The organism is Lachnospira pectinoschiza, from assembly GCF_020564355.1.
Lineage (GTDB): Bacteria > Bacillota > Clostridia > Lachnospirales > Lachnospiraceae > Lachnospira > Lachnospira intestinalis.
Genome location: NZ_JAJCRR010000003.1, coordinates 529,501 through 545,409 on the forward strand (window position 1 = coordinate 529,501; position 15,909 = coordinate 545,409).

Below are 15,909 nucleotides of genomic sequence, written 5' to 3' on the forward strand. Positions count from 1 at the left end.
TATATGGAGAGGGTTTTTATGGCAAAAGAATATTTATATAAAGCCTACGGCAGCAAGCTTGCTGCGCTGAATAAGCGGCGTAAAAAAAAGCGTAATACCATGAAGAAAGCAATGTTTTCGGCGGCGATAATAATCACTGTTGCGGCAGCTGTAATTTTAATTATTGCCCAATTCGGTAAAAAATCAAATGAATTGGTCGGCACCTGGAGATATGATGAGCATACGCAATATGTTTTTGAAAAGGACGGTACAGGCAAATTACTTGCCGATGATGTGACATATTCTTATGCCTACACCGTCAAGGGTAAAAAGCTCATCCTCGATTTTACAGAGGATATTGTCCGCGATTGCGATTATACCTTTTCGGTAAACGGAACCGCCTTAACACTTATCGGCGGTACAGGAACCGATGGCGGTAGCTACAAACTTAACAAAGAGTAAATGAGCAAATAACCAAAGGAGCCTTCAAACGGAACAAACAGTCAAAAAAACAGCACAAGCGGTAAAAAAATAATTTGATTTAACTCTTTCACAGCAGAAAGAAAAAAGGCAGCGGCGGTGAATGTGATTTCGCCGTTGCCTTTTGATAACAAGCTGTTTGCTGCGGCTTAATGGAACATTACTGTTTTTCTTTTCTGCTGATATATCTTTTCAGTTGGGTAGTTCACTTTCTCCTTCCACCGTGACAGGTGGCACCTGTCACCGAATGGGCGCAGTTGCCCCTTGGCGGAAAAATTCCTTGAAAAACTGTTCTTTTGAAGGTTATGTAAAAGGAGCAAAGTATGCAGGGGGAATCGCCGCAGTCGGCCATAAAATAAGCAAAAGCAGGACGCTGGGTTGGTGTAAAGAGCGGTATGTTTGCATGCCATGATAACAGCATAAAAACAGAAGCAGGATATGTTACTGTTGACTATGTAGAATACAAATAATTTATAGAAGAGAGTTCCAGAACCCTGAAATGATTTTAAAATTGATAGGGTTTTGGAGCTTTTTTTCTGTATTATTTGCATTTTTGATTTTTATTTACGTAGACGAAGATAACTGACTGTGTTAATCTTCAAGTAAAGATTATTTTAATAACGGAGGAAAAAAATGGCTAAAAGTTGTTGTAACAAAGCATGTATTGTTCAGGGGGAAAAATATCGTTTTTCGGTGTTTACGCCGTTTATGATGAGAATGGAATATTCAGAGACTGGTGTGTTTGAAGATTTACAGACGCAGACTGTGCTTAACAGGGAATTTCCGGTACCGGAATATTCAGTGACACAAAGTGACGACCGCCTTGAGATAGAGACAGAAGCATTTCATATGATATACGATAAAAAGAAATTTAGTGAAGAAGGACTTTTTATAGATGTAAAATATGATTTTACCAATTACGGTGGAAGGTGGTATTTTGGTGCAAAGACGTATAGTTTTCCGCCTCGGGAGCATAATCTCAAAGGCACAATGAGAACTCTTGACAGGGCTGACGGGGAAGTTGAACTTGAATACGGGCTTATGGATAAGAGTGGAAGGACGTTTTTTGATGACAGCAAATCGTTTGTGTTTGATGAAGAAAATATGCCATCAAAAAGGAAACATGAAGAGATTGATGTTTATTATCTTGCATATGGGCGTGATTATTTTGCGTGTCTGCGTGATTTTTATAAATTATCGGGGGCTGTTCCGCTTCTTCCAAGATACGCTCTTGGAAACTGGTGGAGCAGGTATTGGAAATACAGTGAAGAAAGTTACATTGAGCTGCTGACGGAATTTGAAAAAAGAAATATACCATTTTCCGTTGCTGTTATGGATATGGACTGGCATATAGTCGATGTGCCGATGGAATCTGGCGGCGGATGGACAGGATATACATGGAATAATGATTTATTTCCGAATCCGGAAAGATTTTTGTCATGGTTGCATGAACATAATTATCATGTAACACTTAATGTCCATCCGGCATCAGGTATCCGGAATTTTGAAAAAATGTATAAAGATATGGCAGAGTATCTAGGAATTAATCCTGACAGTAAAAAAACTATAGAGTTTGATATGACTAACAAAGAGTTTGTTGAGGCGTATTTTAAGTTTGTACATCATCCACATGAAAATGCTGGAGTTGATTTCTGGTGGATAGACTGGCAACAGGGCAACAACGGAGGAGCAAGCGGAATTGACCCATTATGGATGCTTAATTATTTTCATTTTAAAGATATGGAAAAAAGAGGCAGAAGAGGACTTATTCTTTCGAGGTATGGCGGACTTGGAAGCCATAGGTATCCGATAGGATTTTCTGGAGATACGATAGTTACATGGAAATCGCTTGAATTTCAGCCTTATTTTACAGCAACGGCATCAAATGTGGGATATACGTGGTGGAGTCATGATATAGGCGGTCATATGAACGGATATAAAGACAACGAGCTTGCATTAAGATGGTATCAGTTTGGTGTGTTTTCACCGATAAACAGGCTTCACAGCAGCTCTAATCCGTTCTGTGGAAAAGAACCATGGAATTATCCTGAGCCATACTGCAGTGATATGGAAAAGATTTTAAGATTCAGGCATGCACTTATTCCATATATGTACACACTTAATTACAGATGTCATTGCGAGCATATTCCTGTAATAATACCAATGTATTATTATTATCCATTTGAGGAGAAAGCATATAGTTATAAAAATCAATATTTTCTTGGTAGTGAAATGCTTGTGTGTCCTGTTACAACAAAGATTGATGAAGATTCACAAAAAAGCGGTGAGGAATGTTTTATACCAGCCGGAATATGGACAGATATATTTACCGGTGATGTATACAATGGCGGTAAAAATGGAAAAAGTCAGATTTTATGTAGAAATCTTCAAAGTATTCCTGTGCTTGGACGTGCAGGTGCAATAATACCGCTTGCTTCGGAATGTGGCAGTAATGATATTATTAATCCGAAAAAAGTTGATGTGGTTATATGTCCAGGTGCATCAAATACATTTGTTATGTACGAAGATTCTGGAGATGGATTTGACTACGAAAAAGGCGAATATGCTTTGACAGAGTTTGTGCTCGACTGGAATGAAGATAAGGCAAAAATAAGCATAGATGTAAGCGGTGACTTATCGGTAATTCCACGAAACAGAAAGTACCGTTTTATATTAAGAGGATTTGCACGTGGTATAAGATTTGAAAATGCAGATAATGCCAAATACGATATAAAAACAAATACATGGACAGTTACATGTAACTGTGATGGTGCGTCAGAGCTTGAAATATTTGCTGATAATGAAGAAAACAATCTTGTATACAACGGTGAAAATGTTAATGATAAAATATATGATTTTCTTCTGCAGGCACAGATGGATAATAATGACAAGAGAAGTATTTACAGATTATTTACATCCGGTGAGAACAAAAATGTTATTATATCAAACATTATGTCTATGAAACTTAATGATAAAGTTACAGCTGCAATTATAGAATATCTTTTGAGATAATGTATAATAATGCAAAAATAAAGTAAAATCTGAGTAAAATTTTATTTTTCTGTTGACATTAAAAAATGATATATTATAGTAAAAAAAGATTTGGATAAGAGTTATCCAACATGCAGACCACATGGTTATATTACATGTTAAGCCTTGCGGACGGGCGGGTCGGTTGCCGAGTGTGACAAGGGCACACATTATTGATTGGGTTAGAAGCCCAAGTTTTATAAGTTGATTTTTAAAATTATCATGCGAAGGTGCATATCATCTTGTGAAACGGTCAATAAGAGCGGTAACAGTGACTTACTTGGATAAACTCTGAAAGGTCAGAATCTCAGTGCTTTGTATATATGAAGTAATATGTATACGTACATGTACAGGGATTAATAAAAGAATGATTGAATATACCACAGGCGTGATTAATTTAAAATTAATCACGCCTTTTTGTGCCTTACAGCACACATTTTACGTTGGCAGCAAGCCAAAGTCCGTATTTTACGAAAATTTAGAATTTGTATTATACGGAAATCTGGCAACCGTTGCGATAATATAATGGCAGGGAGAGAGGAAATGGATTTAAAAAGACAGGCATCAGCTCCATTGTATGAGGCTATCGAAAGATTCAGGAAAAAAGAATAGTGCCGTTTGATGTTCCGGGACATAAACGTGGCAGAAGAGCTGACGGCAGATGCGTTTGGTGCAGAGCATGCTTTTTTCATGGTTGGTGGAACAACGCAGGCAGTACAGAATATGGTACTTTCAGTCTGTAAGGCAGGCGATGAGATTATTGTTCCAAGAAATGTTCATAAAAGTGGTTCTATGTCAAGATTTAGTACAAGTTAAAATGAGAAATTTTTCCCCATTTTAACCCGCCAGAAGCTCAGCCTCAGTGTGTGTTCTTTCATATACTCGTTCGAATTCATTTGGTGACATATAGTTACAATGGCTATGAATTCGTTTCGTATTGTAGAAAGCTTCCAGATATTCGAAAATCAAACGGTATGCCTGCTTGTAATCGCGAATTTTAAAGCGGTTGAGCCATTCACGTTTGATAATTGAATGGAAGGATTCAATGCATGCATTATCCCACGGAAACGCTTTCTTTGAGTAACTACGCTGCATATTTTCTGTTGCTTTTTTATATTCCGTTCCATAGATTAATCAGCTTTGCAATCACCTACATTTTTATTTTACAACAAACAGGATGGGCGAATCGAGGAAAGTATTGAATGGTATTTAAAAACGATAAAATCCTCTTGTGAAGAAAGTTGCATAAAAGCTAAGTATATTTTCGATAAAGTTGTGAAGTTTATTTCTCATGGAAGTTCATCTCCTTTCTGTTTACGCTGTCATTATAAAACACAAAGGGGGATATTACTTGCCAAAATAAAAAAATAAATAGACAAAAATTGCAACGGGCAGAGAGTATGTAAATATTCTCTGTCCGTTGCAGTTTATTATATATTTTTGCGGTATTCTGAGGGAGATATGCCTTTTATTTTTTTGAACATGCGGCTGAAATATAAAGAATTATCATAGCCAACAATTTGTGCAATTTCGTTTATGTTATATTCCGTATTCAAGAGCAGGGCTTCAGCATTGCAAATGCGTTTTTGTAAAATGAATTGCATTGGTGTAGAACCAACATAAAGTTTGAAATTGCGTATAAACCAGCTTGTACTTACATGTGTTTTTTTAGCGTATTCTTCAATGCTGATTGATTCACTGTAATGTTCATTGAAATAGGCAATAGCCATGTCAATAGCTTCTGTAGCACGGGAATTATCTATCCTTATGCTGTTATTAAAGTATCGCTGCAGTTTTATAAAAATTTGTCTTAAATACATTTCAAGCATTTCCTGATAACTATCATTACACATCTGTAATTCATTTATCATTGCACGAAAAAGATTCTGATAGGAGGGACCAGAACCACAGTAAAATACCTTTTTGCTATCGGTCAATCCATAAGAGCGTAATATATTTGTTACATCTCTACCTGTAAAATGAACCCAGTAGACTTCTGTCTGATCTTTGGCATAATATTCATATTTTTGAGCCTCCTTTGGACGATATAAAACCATATGTCCGGCATGAACAATAGTTTCTTCTTCACTATTACGACCAAAATGAAAATGGGCTTTTCCGGCAGCAATATAAATCAACTGGAAATCAAGTCTGCCTCGAGGTCTCCAGGTAGGTAGTTTAGGGCGTGTGTAGAGCTTATATGTTCCACACATAGTTACAACAAGCGGCTTGGATTTATCTTTTTTATCAATCGTTGAGTGATTGAGATATGCATTATTTGTGTACATGTGTGCCTCCTTGTATTGAAATATAAAAAAACATATGTTAAAAATGACTAAAAATCTATCCAATATAATACTTATGTTCATTAATTTTATCATTTTGTGCATATTTTGTCCAATTTATGATATATCATTTTTGGCTTATTTTTTATATACTAATCATAATAAAGTTGTGGAACAAAACGAGGCAAAAGAATAGGTATTTGTGAAAGGAGAAATTCTCATGGAAGAAAAAACATACCTGAAATGGTATAACAAAGTAGGTTACGGAACGGGAGATATTGCAGGAAATGTAGTATATGCTTTTCTATCATCATTTGTCATGATTTACCTGACAAATACAGTTGGGTTAAATTCAGGCATAGTAGGTACATTGATAGCAGTATCAAAATTATTTGATGGAGTTACGGATATATTTTTCGGTACAATGATAGACCATACAAAGAGTAAGATGGGGAAGGCAAGACCGTGGATGTTCTATGGATTCTTTGGTTGTGCCGTCACGTTGTTTGGTGTATTTGCAATTCCGACAAGTCTTGGAAAAACAGCTCAGTATGCATGGTTTTTTATAGCATATACATTGCTTAATGCTGTATTTTATACTGCTAATAATATTGCGTATGCAGCGTTGACATCACTGGTAACAAAAAACAGTAAAGAGCGTGTTCAGATGGGTTCTTTCCGTTTCATGTTCTCATTTGGTACAAATCTAGTCATACAGTCTGTTACTGTTGGTGCAGTAGAAATGTTTGGTGGCGGTGCAGCTGCATGGAGAACTATCGCATTTATTTACTGTATTATAGGTATTATTACCAATACACTTGCTGTATTTTCAGTAAAAGAGCTGTCAGATGAAGAATTAAAAGATAATAGTGTGACAGGAGAGAAAGATGACAAACTTTCTTTTAAGCAGATAATAAAACTTCTCTTTAGTAATAAATATTTTTCAATGATTTGCGTGATTTACATTCTTCAGCAGCTTCGTGCTTCTATGGTGAATGTAGGAATCTTTTTTATGACATATGTATTACTGAATGAGAATTTGTTCGGTGTATTTTCATGGGCGAATAATATTCCATTGATCATTGCACTTGCCATTACACCTGCACTTGTTTCAAAAATGAAAGGAATGTATAAGTTAAACAAGTATAGTTATATGCTTGCTACAGTATGTCGTCTGATGGTTGCAGTGGCAGGTTATCTGGGAAGTGTTCCGTTGATGCTCTTATTTACAGTTCTTACATCCCTTGGAGAAGGACCTTGGCAGGGAGACATGAGCGCAGTAATTGCACAATGTTCAGAACATACTTATTTAAAGAGTGGAAAGCGAATTGACGGTTCCATGTTCTCTTGTACTTCATTAGGCGTAAAACTCGGTGGAGGTATTGGTATTGCACTTTCAGGCTGGATGCTGGATATAAGTGGATATATTAACCTTGACAACGCAGTTCAGCCAGATAGCTGTATTAATATGATGTATTTTATGTATTTGTGGCTTCCGTTCATATTTGACATAATTATTACAGTCATTCTTTCATTCCTTAATGTAGAGAGTGCAAATATGAAATTAAAAGAAAATATGCAGAATCAGTAATGAAAATAGCCCCTGAAGTTTGTCTTTAGGGGTTATATAGAAAATAAGAAAAAAGGAGAATTATTATGAATGCTGATATGAAATGGTTAGACGATCCGGAAGTGTTCCGTGTAAACCAGCTGGACGCACACAGCGACCATTGCTACTATATAGATTATGCAGATATGGAGAAATCGGAGAATCCATTGATGCAGTCATTAAATGGACAATGGGAGTTTGCTTTTAGCAAAAATGTAATGGATAGACCGAAAAATTTTTATGAGGAAAATTTTGATGCATCTTCATTTGCTAAGATTATGGTTCCGGGGCATATCGAACTGGCAGGCTATGACAAAATACGCTATATCAATACAATGTATCCGTGGGAGGGAAAAGAATATCACAGGGGTGCGTATAGTATGGAGAGTACCGGGGACGAGGCAGGAATGTTTTCTGAGGCAGAGTATAATCCTGTCGGATCTTATATCAAACGATTTGATTTGAGCGGGCAAATGCGTGAAAAGAAAATCTGTATCTGTTTTGAAGGTGTGGAAGAAGCAATGTATCTGTGGCTGAATGGTCAATTTGTAGGATATGCGGAGGATAGTTTTACACCGTCAGAATTTGATCTGACACCATTTATCAGAGAAAAAGGAAATGTGCTGGCAGTTCAGGTCCACAAAATGAGTACAGCAGCATTTTTGGAGGATCAGGATTTTTTCCGCTTTTTTGGAATTTTCAGAAATGTAACTTTAAAAGCAGTGCCAGAGGTGCATTTGGAAGATGTATGGTTTCAGCCGACACTAAACAAAGATAATGTAAGCGGCAGGGTATCGGTAAAGATGAAAGTAACTGCTCCAGAAGGAAAGAAAGTAGCTGCCCATTTTGTTTTAAAAGACCGAGAAAATAATCAGGTGGCAGAGGACAATATCACCTTAGAGGAAAAAGCTGGAAGTCGTGTAGGAGTGATTGATACTGAGGTTGGAAGTGTTAAGGCATGGGATAATCACTGCCCATATCTGTATCACGCATATGTAGAGCTTAGAGGTGAAGATGAAGAAATATTAGAGATAATTCCATATGACATAGGTTTCAGAAGACTTGAAATGATTGACAAGGTAATCTATTTAAATGGTAAACGTCTTGTCATTACCGGCGTAAACCGTCATGAGTGGAGTGCAAAGACAGGAAGAAGCATCGGTATGGATGAAATGACAGCAGACATTGATTGTATGATTAGAAATAATATCAATGCGGTACGCACCTGCCATTATCCGGATCAGATACCGTGGTATTATCTGTGTGATAAAGCTGGTATCTATGTAATGGCAGAAACGAATATGGAAAGTCATGGAACATTCCAAAAACTTGGTGCGATTGAACCATCGTGCAGCGTACCTTGTTCTATTCCGCAATGGCGGGAGGCTGTTGTTGACAGGGCTAGGAGTAATTTTGAAACTTTTAAAAACCATACAGCAATTCTTTTCTGGTCTTTAGGAAATGAATCTTATGCGGGTGATGACATAGAAGCAATGAATACTTACTTCAAGGAAAAGCAGGATGGCAGATTTGTTCATTATGAAAGCTCTTTCTATGACCGTAATTATGAGGAAACCATATCAGATGTAGAGAGCAGAATGTATGCAAAGCCTTATGAAGTGGAGGAATATTTAAATAATAATCCAAAGAAACCTTATCTTTTGTGTGAGTATATGCATGATATGGGTAATTCGATGGGAGGACTTGGTACTTATATGAAGTTAATAGATAAGTATGAGATGTACCACGGTGGATTTATCTGGGATTTCATTGATCAGGCACTTCTCGTGAAAGATGAAGTGACAGGAAAAGAAGTTTTGCGTTATGGCGGAGACTTTGATGATAAGCCTTCTGATTATGAGTTTTCAGGAAATGGAATCGTATTTGCAGACCGTAAGGAAAAACCAGCTATGCAGGAAGTGAGGTATTACTATGGCTTATACAGATAAGAATAAATTGAGAGTTGTATATGGAGATTATACACTTGGCGTACATGGAGAAGGGTTTGACTATATATTCTCTTATTCACAGGGCGGTATAGAGTCTATAGTAAAAAAAGGTTATGAATGGCTGTATCGTTGTCCAAAGCCTACTTTTTGGAGAGCATTAACAGATAATGACAGAGGCAGCAGGTTTCATATTAAAAGTGGAAGCTGGCTCGCATCGGATATGTTCATTGACTGTAAAAAAACGGAAGTTATTATGGACGGTGAACGGCAAAAGCAGTATGCTCCGGACAATAATAGCTATGGCGGTGATGTGGCTGCCGGGGAAATAATTGTGAAATATACCTATGAGACTGTCAGCAATCCAGTAACAACAGTCATTGTATCTTATACAATTGATGTAATTGGAAATATCAAGGTGGATGTGGATTACACAGGAGTAAAGGGACTGCCAGAACTTCCGGTATTCGGAATGAGGTTTATTATGCCGACACTTGCAGATAAATATATGTACAAGGGATTATCGGGGGAAACCTATCCGGACAGAAAGGCAGGGGCAGAAAAAGGAGTTTATGAGGTATCAGATTTGAGACTGACACCATATCTGGTTCCACAGGAATGTGGTATGAGAATGGATACAGAGTGGCTGGAGATTACAAGACATACAAGTCTTGATAATAGCAGAACGGATAGTTCAGCACAGACATTAAGAATAGAGAAAAACGACAAGGCATTTGCTTTTTCATGCCTACCTTATACAGCATCAGAGATTGAAAACGCAACACACCATGAGGAACTGCCACCAGCAAGAAGAACAGTCCTTTGTGTCTATGGTGCAGTAAGAGGAGTTGGTGGAATTGATAGCTGGGGAAGTGATGTGGAAGATGATTATCGGATTAATGCAGAAAAAGACATTCACTATTCTTTCATTATCCGCTAAGTTTTGTTTGAAGTGAGGTGTTTGAGATGCAGATAGAGATATTGATTCGTAGTTTTCTGGATGGTGCATATGATGAAAGACTCGTAGACATTTATGCTGATGAGGCAAAGATTTCTTACCAGAGGGAACGCTATATCAATGCAATAAAGAAATTTGAGCAGTGCTATAAGCCGGGAGATGTGGAATTGTTCAGTGCTCCGGGAAGAAGTGAGATTGGCGGCAACCATACGGATCATCAGAACGGAGAGGTTTTGGCAGCCTCAGTTAATCTTGATACTATTGGGATCGTAAAAAAGACGGATGATAATGTAATCAGATTAGTTTCTGATAACTACGATGAAATCATTATCCGGCTTGATGATGTATCTGTAAAGGAAAAAGAAAAGGAAACAACAAAGGCTTTGATAAAAGGTGTGGTTTCTGGATTCCTTGAGAGAAAATATGCAGTTGGAGGTTTTCAGGCATATATAACAAGTGATGTGCTGATTGGTGCGGGACTTTCATCTTCGGCAGCATTTGAAACACTGATAGGAACGATTTTGTCTGGACTTTATAATTGTGGAAAAGTTTCAGCGACAGAGATAGCCATTATTGGACAGTATGCTGAAAATGTTTATTTCGGAAAGCCTTGTGGTCTGATGGATCAGATGGCAAGTTCTACGGGAAATCTTGTTCATATTGATTTTGCTAACCCGGAAAATCCACAGGTTGAAAAAATTGATTTTGATATGGAAAAGTATGGTTATAGACTATGTATTACGGATACAAAAGGCTCTCATGCTGATTTGACAGATGAATATGCGGCAGTTCCGAAGGAAATGAAACTTGTTGCAAAATATTTTGGGAAAAAAGTGCTGCGTGATGTATCTGCAAATGATGTACTGGAAAACATTCATAATTTAAGAGAAAAACTTGGGGATAGGTGTGTCCTTCGTGCGCTACACTTTATTTGTGAGAATGAAAGAGTACAGAAAGAAGTAAGAGCATTGAAGTCAGGAAATATAGGAGCATTTTTGGAGAATGTGAAAGCTTCTGGTAATTCTTCTTTTAAATATTTGCAGAATGTTTATTCAAATCAGGATATAAAAAATCAGAATGTTTCCGTTGCACTGATTGTAAGTGAAATGCTTTTAGGAGAAAACGGTGTATGCAGGGTGCATGGCGGTGGTTTTGCTGGAACAATACAGGCATTTGTGAAGAATGAATATGTAGAGTCTTATAAATCCGGAATGGATAATGTATTTGGTAACGGTTCCTGTAAAGATTTGAGAATAAGAAAATATGGCGGCATAAAAGTGTTATGAAATAGAAAGAAGGTTTTATTATTAGGATTTTGGTTTTAGGCGGGGCTGGCTATATTGGTTCACATACAGTATATGAGCTGATTGATGCAGGATATGAAGTGATTGTAATAAGATTGCAGGGAAGCAGCATTGGAAGACTTGCAAAAGCTATTATTGAAGAGAAAAATATTCATGATATAGAGGAAATAAATTGTCAGTATTATAAAAACTGGAAATGTAAAAAGTTAATGCCGGATTAGACAACTGACATTATAAATTAAAAGGAGTTGCTTGCGAGTGTTATTGGTATATGAGAACAAAACTGATGGAATAGCGGTAGAGTGGAAGAAAACAGTACATTTTCCACCACATTTACACGAAGCAATAGAGGTAGTGTATGTAACTGATGGGAATATTGAGCTTGGAGTTGGACAAGAATTGTATCACATGGACGAGGGTGATTTTGCAATCGTGTTCCCAAATGTAATACATCATTATCAGGTGTTTGGGGAAAAAGAAAATAAGGTAATATACCTGTATCTTGATCCAACTTTGTTTCCTTCCTATTATAAAGCGTTGCAGATATACAGTCCGAAGAACCCAGTTGTAAAAAAAGAGCGAGTGCATCCTGATGTAGTAAATGCCATAAAATATCTGGCAGAAATAACAGAGGAAAATTCCATGCTGATACTGGCATATGTGCAGATAATTCTTGCCCATGTTTTCACAGAAATGCAAATGATTGATAAAAGCACAGTAGGGAGTGATGACTTGATTTATAATGCGGTAGAATATGTAGCCAAAAATTTTAGAGAGAAAATCAGTCTTGAAAAAATGGCATACGATTTGTGTGTAAGTAAATATGTGTTATCAAGAATGTTTGCAAAAACATTTCACTGTAATTTTAGTAAATATGTGAATGGAGTCCGATTAAATTATGCAGTTGCGGCACTAGAAAATACAATGGATTCCATTACAAATATATGTCTTGATTGTGGGTTTGAAAGTCAAAGAACTTTTAACCGTGTTTTTAAGGATAGATACAAGATTACACCAAGAGAGTACAGAAAAAGAATGGAACACAATAATAAAAGCGTAGTAGTGGATGATATAATGGATGAATAGGTGAGTGCAATGTGGCAGACAGATTTTGGAATAACAAAAGAGGGAGAAAAAGCACATAGATTTCTATTGACGAATAACAGAGGAATGTGTGTAGAATTATCCGATTTTGGGGCATTGGTATTATCAGTTTATGTACTTGACAGGCATGGAAGAAATCGCGATGTGGTACTTGGTTATGATAATTTGACGGATTATTATGAACAGGATACAGGATTTGGTGCATATATCGGCAGAAATGCTAATCGTATTGCAGGAGCAGAAGTAACAATAGAAGGTACAAAATACCTGTTAGATAAAAATGATAATCAAAATAACCTTCACAGTGGTTTTAACAGATCGCACCATAAACTTTACAGCGTAAAAAATGGAAAGGATGATGTCTGTGAGTTTGTGCAAATGGAACGATACAGTCCCCATATGGAGCAGGGATTTCCGGGGAATTTAAAACAGACAATCAGATATAGCCTCACAGATAAAAATGAATTTATAATTGATTATGAAATGCTTAGTGATATGACTACTGTTGTTAACCCTACAAACCATAGTTATTTTAATTTGGATGGGCACAATTCAGGTACAATTCTTAAACATTATATGGAAATATATTCGGGACAGATACTTGAGATAGGTAACGATATGATTCCGACAGGCAGGATTATTGATATTTCTGATACACCATTTGATTTCCGTAAAAGAAAGCAGATAGGAAAAGATATAGATGCAGACAATCCACAGATGAAAATTGCTGGAGGTTATGATCATAATTATATATTTCAAAATGACAGAAAGTTGAGGAAAGTTGCAAAATTGTACGGGGCAGATAGTGGAATTGGAATGGATGTTTATTCTGATTTATGTGGATTGCAGTTTTATACAGGAAATTTTTTAAATGGTCAGATAGGAAAAGACGGTGCAGTTTATAAGAAACGAAGCGGTGTATGTTTTGAAACTCAATTCTATCCTAATTCATGTAATACTTCGGAATTTCCAAGTTGTATATTGCCAGCATATAAAGTATTTAAGTCCAGAACGATATATCATTTTTTTACAGAATATATATAGAAATGGCAGATGGAGGTACGCAGATGATTAAATATCTTACAATGACGATTGGAAAACAAAAAAATATAGCATTAATTGCCCATGACGGAAAAAAACAGGATATGTTAAAATGGTGTATGGAAAATAAAGAAATTTTACAGCAACATAATCTGTCCGGAACCGGAACGACTGCGAGGATGATAGCAGATTATGTAGGATTAAAGATAAAAGTGGTACATGGAACGGACGGATGAAACCCACAGTATTACCATGCCGGAGATTATTGAAGCACTCGTAGCATATGATATAAGTACGGAACGCAAAAGCTTGTATATTTCTTTGATTTTGAAATTATTTGGAACAATGGATTCACACAACTATTACAGGGCATCGGATGTTTATGGATTCCAGTGGGTGAGAAGCTGAGTGTTTTGTTTTTTTGGGTGAAACTGTTTTGATTGTTTTGACCATATGCAATAATTTACCCTTGACGGATCAGAATGACAAGAGTATAATACATTTTGACAATGAAAGTTGTCAAATAGACAAGCAAAATTGTCAGACGGAGGTGCTATATGATACTGCGAAATCGTTTAAAGGAACGCAGGGCTGCACTGAATGTTAATCAGCAGGAAATGGGACGCTTATGCGGTGTATCAAGGCAGACGATCAGTTTGATTGAACGTGGCGATTATTCGCCGTCCGTTACCCTTGCCTTAACGATTGCAAAAGTGTGCGGCGTCGCGGTGGAAGAAGTTTTTTATTTACAGGAGGAAGAAGATAATGGATAAAAATGAAATTAAGAGGGCAAATCGGAAAGCCCTGCCCCAATTTATGCTTATTATGGTAATCTGCTTCATTATCGGCGGAACAATAGGCTTTTGCTCGGCAAAATACGGGCTGAACACGCTGGCGGGCGGAATGAAAACCGCAGGAATGTTTTTTGGGACATATATCGCTCCGTGGCTGATGTTAGCGGCAGCGGTAATTGTGCCGGTGGTCTGCGTTCCTATTTATCAAAGCGCAACAAAACTACTTGCATCTTGGGACGGCGAAAATGAGGAAATGTCCGATACGATTGACGAAAAACTATCCATCGTGCTTTGGGTAACAAGCGCAGCCTTTATCCTCTCTTACTTCCTTATTGCGGCATCTTATGCCAACGGATTTGAAACTTTTAAAACTGAAACCAGTGGCGCTCTGTTTCTTGCGGGCATTATCGGTTTCTTGACCATTATGATCGAAGCGGTTATATTCCAGCAGAAATGCGTTGATACCACCAAAAAGATGAATCCCGAAAAAACGGCTTCCGTCTATGATACGAAGTTTCAAAAGAAATGGATGGAGAGCTGCGATGAAGCCGAAAAAATTATGATTGGCAAGTGTGCGTTTAAAGCTTACGCCGCCACAAACACAGTTTGTTCGATTCTGTCCATTGTGCTTGCCATCTGTGCGCTTGTTTTTGGCATAGGATTCTTACCATCTCTTGTAGTGTGCCTGATTTGGATTGTAAATCAGTCTGTATATTGCAAGGAAGCGTTAAAGTATTCAAAGGCAGGAAATAAGATTTCATGATGGAAACGCAGGAGGACAGGCAATGGGAAGTTATTTGGTGATTATAGCTGTGCTGATTATCTTTTTCTGCATCAGGAGAAGAAGACGAACAGCAGCGGTTGCGTGGCAGATACTAAATCAAAGAAAACAAAACAAGGAGAATGTTGTTATGAAAGAACTTGCAAAACAATTTATTGGGGAAGAATGCATCATTTATACAATTGCTTCAAATGACGGCAGCATACAGGGCGTCATTAAGGAAATTGATGATGGAGGCATGGTCATTGAGAGAAGTTACGGCGGACGGGAAATCGTCAATCTCGACTTTGTCACCCGTATCCGACAGTATCCGAGAAAGAAAAACGGAAAGAAAAAGGATATTGTGTGGGACTAAATCGATGTGATGGCAGTCAGCATGGGCGGGGACGATATGGTTCTATGTCAAGATTTAGTACAAGTTAAAATGAGAAATTTTTCCCCATTTTAACCCGCCAGAAGCTCAGCCTCAGTGTGTGTTCTTTCATATACTCGTTCGAATTCATTTGGTGACATATAGTTACAATGGCTATGAATTCGTTTCGTATTGTAGAAAGCTTCCAGATATTCGAAAATCAAACGGTATGCCTGCTTGTAATCG

16 protein-coding genes and 2 pseudogenes are annotated in these 15,909 nt (G+C 37.3%); 15 read left to right on the plus strand and 3 right to left on the minus strand.

Features of this window, described 5'->3' with window-relative positions; all coding sequences use genetic code 11:
- Positions 1-18 precede the first annotated feature (18 nt).
- The 3 genes and pseudogenes from LI288_RS08690 to LI288_RS14640 form a co-directional block, all read left to right on the plus strand.
- Entirely contained in the window at positions 19-441 is a 423-nt protein-coding gene (locus LI288_RS08690; RefSeq protein WP_227090109.1) for a DUF5640 domain-containing protein, read from the plus strand.
- A gap of 867 nt (positions 442-1,308) precedes the next feature.
- The gene (locus tag LI288_RS08695; protein ID WP_227090110.1) at positions 1,309-3,471 is read left to right on the plus strand and encodes a glycoside hydrolase family 31 protein; all 2,163 of its coding nucleotides are present in this window, start codon (positions 1,309-1,311) and stop codon (positions 3,469-3,471) included.
- A 561-nt stretch (positions 3,472-4,032) separates the two neighbouring features.
- Positions 4,033-4,275, plus strand: a pseudogene (locus tag LI288_RS14640) (arginine decarboxylase); the annotation flags it as partial.
- Between the two features lie 51 nt (positions 4,276-4,326).
- On the opposite strand, the gene LI288_RS14645 reads toward LI288_RS14640, so the two are convergent.
- Both LI288_RS14645 and LI288_RS08710 read right to left on the minus strand, forming a co-directional pair.
- On the minus strand, positions 4,327-4,584 hold the full coding sequence (locus tag LI288_RS14645; protein WP_227090111.1) for an integrase core domain-containing protein: 258 nt from the start codon (positions 4,582-4,584) through the stop codon (positions 4,327-4,329).
- A gap of 335 nt (positions 4,585-4,919) precedes the next feature.
- Complete coding sequence (locus LI288_RS08710; protein WP_227090112.1) at positions 4,920-5,777, minus strand: helix-turn-helix domain-containing protein; 858 nt, start codon at positions 5,775-5,777, stop codon at positions 4,920-4,922.
- A gap of 217 nt (positions 5,778-5,994) precedes the next feature.
- Here LI288_RS08710 and LI288_RS08715 point away from each other — a divergent pair, with 217 nt between their 5' ends.
- The 12 genes and pseudogenes from LI288_RS08715 (at position 5,995) to LI288_RS08770 (ending at position 15,666) form a co-directional block, all read left to right on the plus strand.
- A complete protein-coding gene (locus tag LI288_RS08715; protein ID WP_227090113.1) occupies positions 5,995-7,365 on the plus strand; it encodes an MFS transporter in 1,371 nt (456 codons plus the stop codon).
- A gap of 65 nt (positions 7,366-7,430) precedes the next feature.
- Positions 7,431-9,332 (plus strand): glycoside hydrolase family 2 TIM barrel-domain containing protein, encoded by a 1,902-nt coding sequence (locus LI288_RS08720; protein WP_227090114.1) that lies wholly within the window; start codon positions 7,431-7,433, stop codon positions 9,330-9,332.
- The gene (locus LI288_RS08725) at positions 9,316-10,269 is read left to right on the plus strand and encodes a beta-galactosidase small subunit (protein ID WP_227090115.1); all 954 of its coding nucleotides are present in this window, start codon (positions 9,316-9,318) and stop codon (positions 10,267-10,269) included. The genes LI288_RS08720 and LI288_RS08725 overlap by 17 nt, the downstream gene beginning before the upstream one ends.
- A 26-nt stretch (positions 10,270-10,295) precedes the next feature.
- Positions 10,296-11,573, plus strand: a complete 1,278-nt coding sequence (locus LI288_RS08730; RefSeq protein WP_227090116.1) for a galactokinase — start codon at positions 10,296-10,298, stop codon at positions 11,571-11,573.
- 20 nt (positions 11,574-11,593) lie between these two features.
- Positions 11,594-11,812 (plus strand): NAD-dependent epimerase/dehydratase family protein, encoded by a 219-nt coding sequence (locus LI288_RS14325; protein WP_320055235.1) that lies wholly within the window; start codon positions 11,594-11,596, stop codon positions 11,810-11,812.
- Positions 11,813-11,849: 37 nt separating this feature from the next.
- On the plus strand, positions 11,850-12,677 hold the full coding sequence (locus tag LI288_RS08740) for a helix-turn-helix transcriptional regulator (RefSeq protein WP_227090117.1): 828 nt from the start codon (positions 11,850-11,852) through the stop codon (positions 12,675-12,677).
- A gap of 9 nt (positions 12,678-12,686) precedes the next feature.
- Positions 12,687-13,739, plus strand: coding sequence for an aldose epimerase family protein (locus LI288_RS08745; RefSeq protein WP_227090129.1), 1,053 nt, complete (start codon positions 12,687-12,689; stop codon positions 13,737-13,739).
- Positions 13,740-13,762: 23 nt separating this feature from the next.
- Positions 13,763-13,948: pseudogene (locus tag LI288_RS08750) on the plus strand (methylglyoxal synthase); the annotation flags it as partial.
- A gap of 7 nt (positions 13,949-13,955) precedes the next feature.
- Positions 13,956-14,144, plus strand: a complete 189-nt coding sequence (locus LI288_RS08755; RefSeq protein WP_320055233.1) for a hypothetical protein — start codon at positions 13,956-13,958, stop codon at positions 14,142-14,144.
- 149 nt (positions 14,145-14,293) lie between these two features.
- The gene (locus LI288_RS08760) at positions 14,294-14,509 is read left to right on the plus strand and encodes a helix-turn-helix domain-containing protein (RefSeq protein WP_186836461.1); all 216 of its coding nucleotides are present in this window, start codon (positions 14,294-14,296) and stop codon (positions 14,507-14,509) included.
- Complete coding sequence (locus LI288_RS08765) at positions 14,502-15,293, plus strand: DUF3169 family protein (RefSeq protein ID WP_227090118.1); 792 nt, start codon at positions 14,502-14,504, stop codon at positions 15,291-15,293. The genes LI288_RS08760 and LI288_RS08765 overlap by 8 nt, the downstream gene beginning before the upstream one ends.
- A 22-nt stretch (positions 15,294-15,315) precedes the next feature.
- Positions 15,316-15,666 (plus strand): hypothetical protein, encoded by a 351-nt coding sequence (locus LI288_RS08770; protein WP_227090119.1) that lies wholly within the window; start codon positions 15,316-15,318, stop codon positions 15,664-15,666.
- Positions 15,667-15,755: 89 nt separating this feature from the next.
- Here the strand turns inward: LI288_RS08770 and LI288_RS14650 are convergent.
- Positions 15,756-15,909, minus strand: a 154-nt coding sequence (locus LI288_RS14650) for an IS3 family transposase (RefSeq protein WP_264473952.1), incomplete at its 5' end; no start/stop codon positions are given.

Bases quoted from the DNA above. Each gene is read 5' to 3' on its own strand.
- LI288_RS08715 (WP_227090113.1), top strand. From the start codon at position 5,995: ATGGAAGAAAAAACATACCTGAAATGGTATAACAAAGTAGGTTACGGA.
- LI288_RS08755 (WP_320055233.1), top strand. From the start codon at position 13,956: ATGGAACGGACGGATGAAACCCACAGTATTACCATGCCGGAGATTATT.
- LI288_RS08695 (WP_227090110.1), top strand. From the start codon at position 1,309: ATGATATACGATAAAAAGAAATTTAGTGAAGAAGGACTTTTTATAGAT.
- LI288_RS08720 (WP_227090114.1), top strand. From the start codon at position 7,431: ATGAATGCTGATATGAAATGGTTAGACGATCCGGAAGTGTTCCGTGTA.
- LI288_RS08730 (WP_227090116.1), top strand. From the start codon at position 10,296: ATGCAGATAGAGATATTGATTCGTAGTTTTCTGGATGGTGCATATGAT.
- LI288_RS08745 (WP_227090129.1), top strand. From the start codon at position 12,687: ATGTGGCAGACAGATTTTGGAATAACAAAAGAGGGAGAAAAAGCACAT.
- LI288_RS08725 (WP_227090115.1), top strand. From the start codon at position 9,316: ATGGCTTATACAGATAAGAATAAATTGAGAGTTGTATATGGAGATTAT.
- LI288_RS14645 (WP_227090111.1), bottom strand. From the start codon at position 4,584: ATGCAGCGTAGTTACTCAAAGAAAGCGTTTCCGTGGGATAATGCATGC.
- LI288_RS08765 (WP_227090118.1), top strand. From the start codon at position 14,502: ATGGATAAAAATGAAATTAAGAGGGCAAATCGGAAAGCCCTGCCCCAA.
- LI288_RS08690 (WP_227090109.1), top strand. From the start codon at position 19: ATGGCAAAAGAATATTTATATAAAGCCTACGGCAGCAAGCTTGCTGCG.
- LI288_RS08760 (WP_186836461.1), top strand. From the start codon at position 14,294: ATGATACTGCGAAATCGTTTAAAGGAACGCAGGGCTGCACTGAATGTT.
- LI288_RS08710 (WP_227090112.1), bottom strand. From the start codon at position 5,777: ATGTACACAAATAATGCATATCTCAATCACTCAACGATTGATAAAAAA.
- LI288_RS08770 (WP_227090119.1), top strand. From the start codon at position 15,316: ATGGGAAGTTATTTGGTGATTATAGCTGTGCTGATTATCTTTTTCTGC.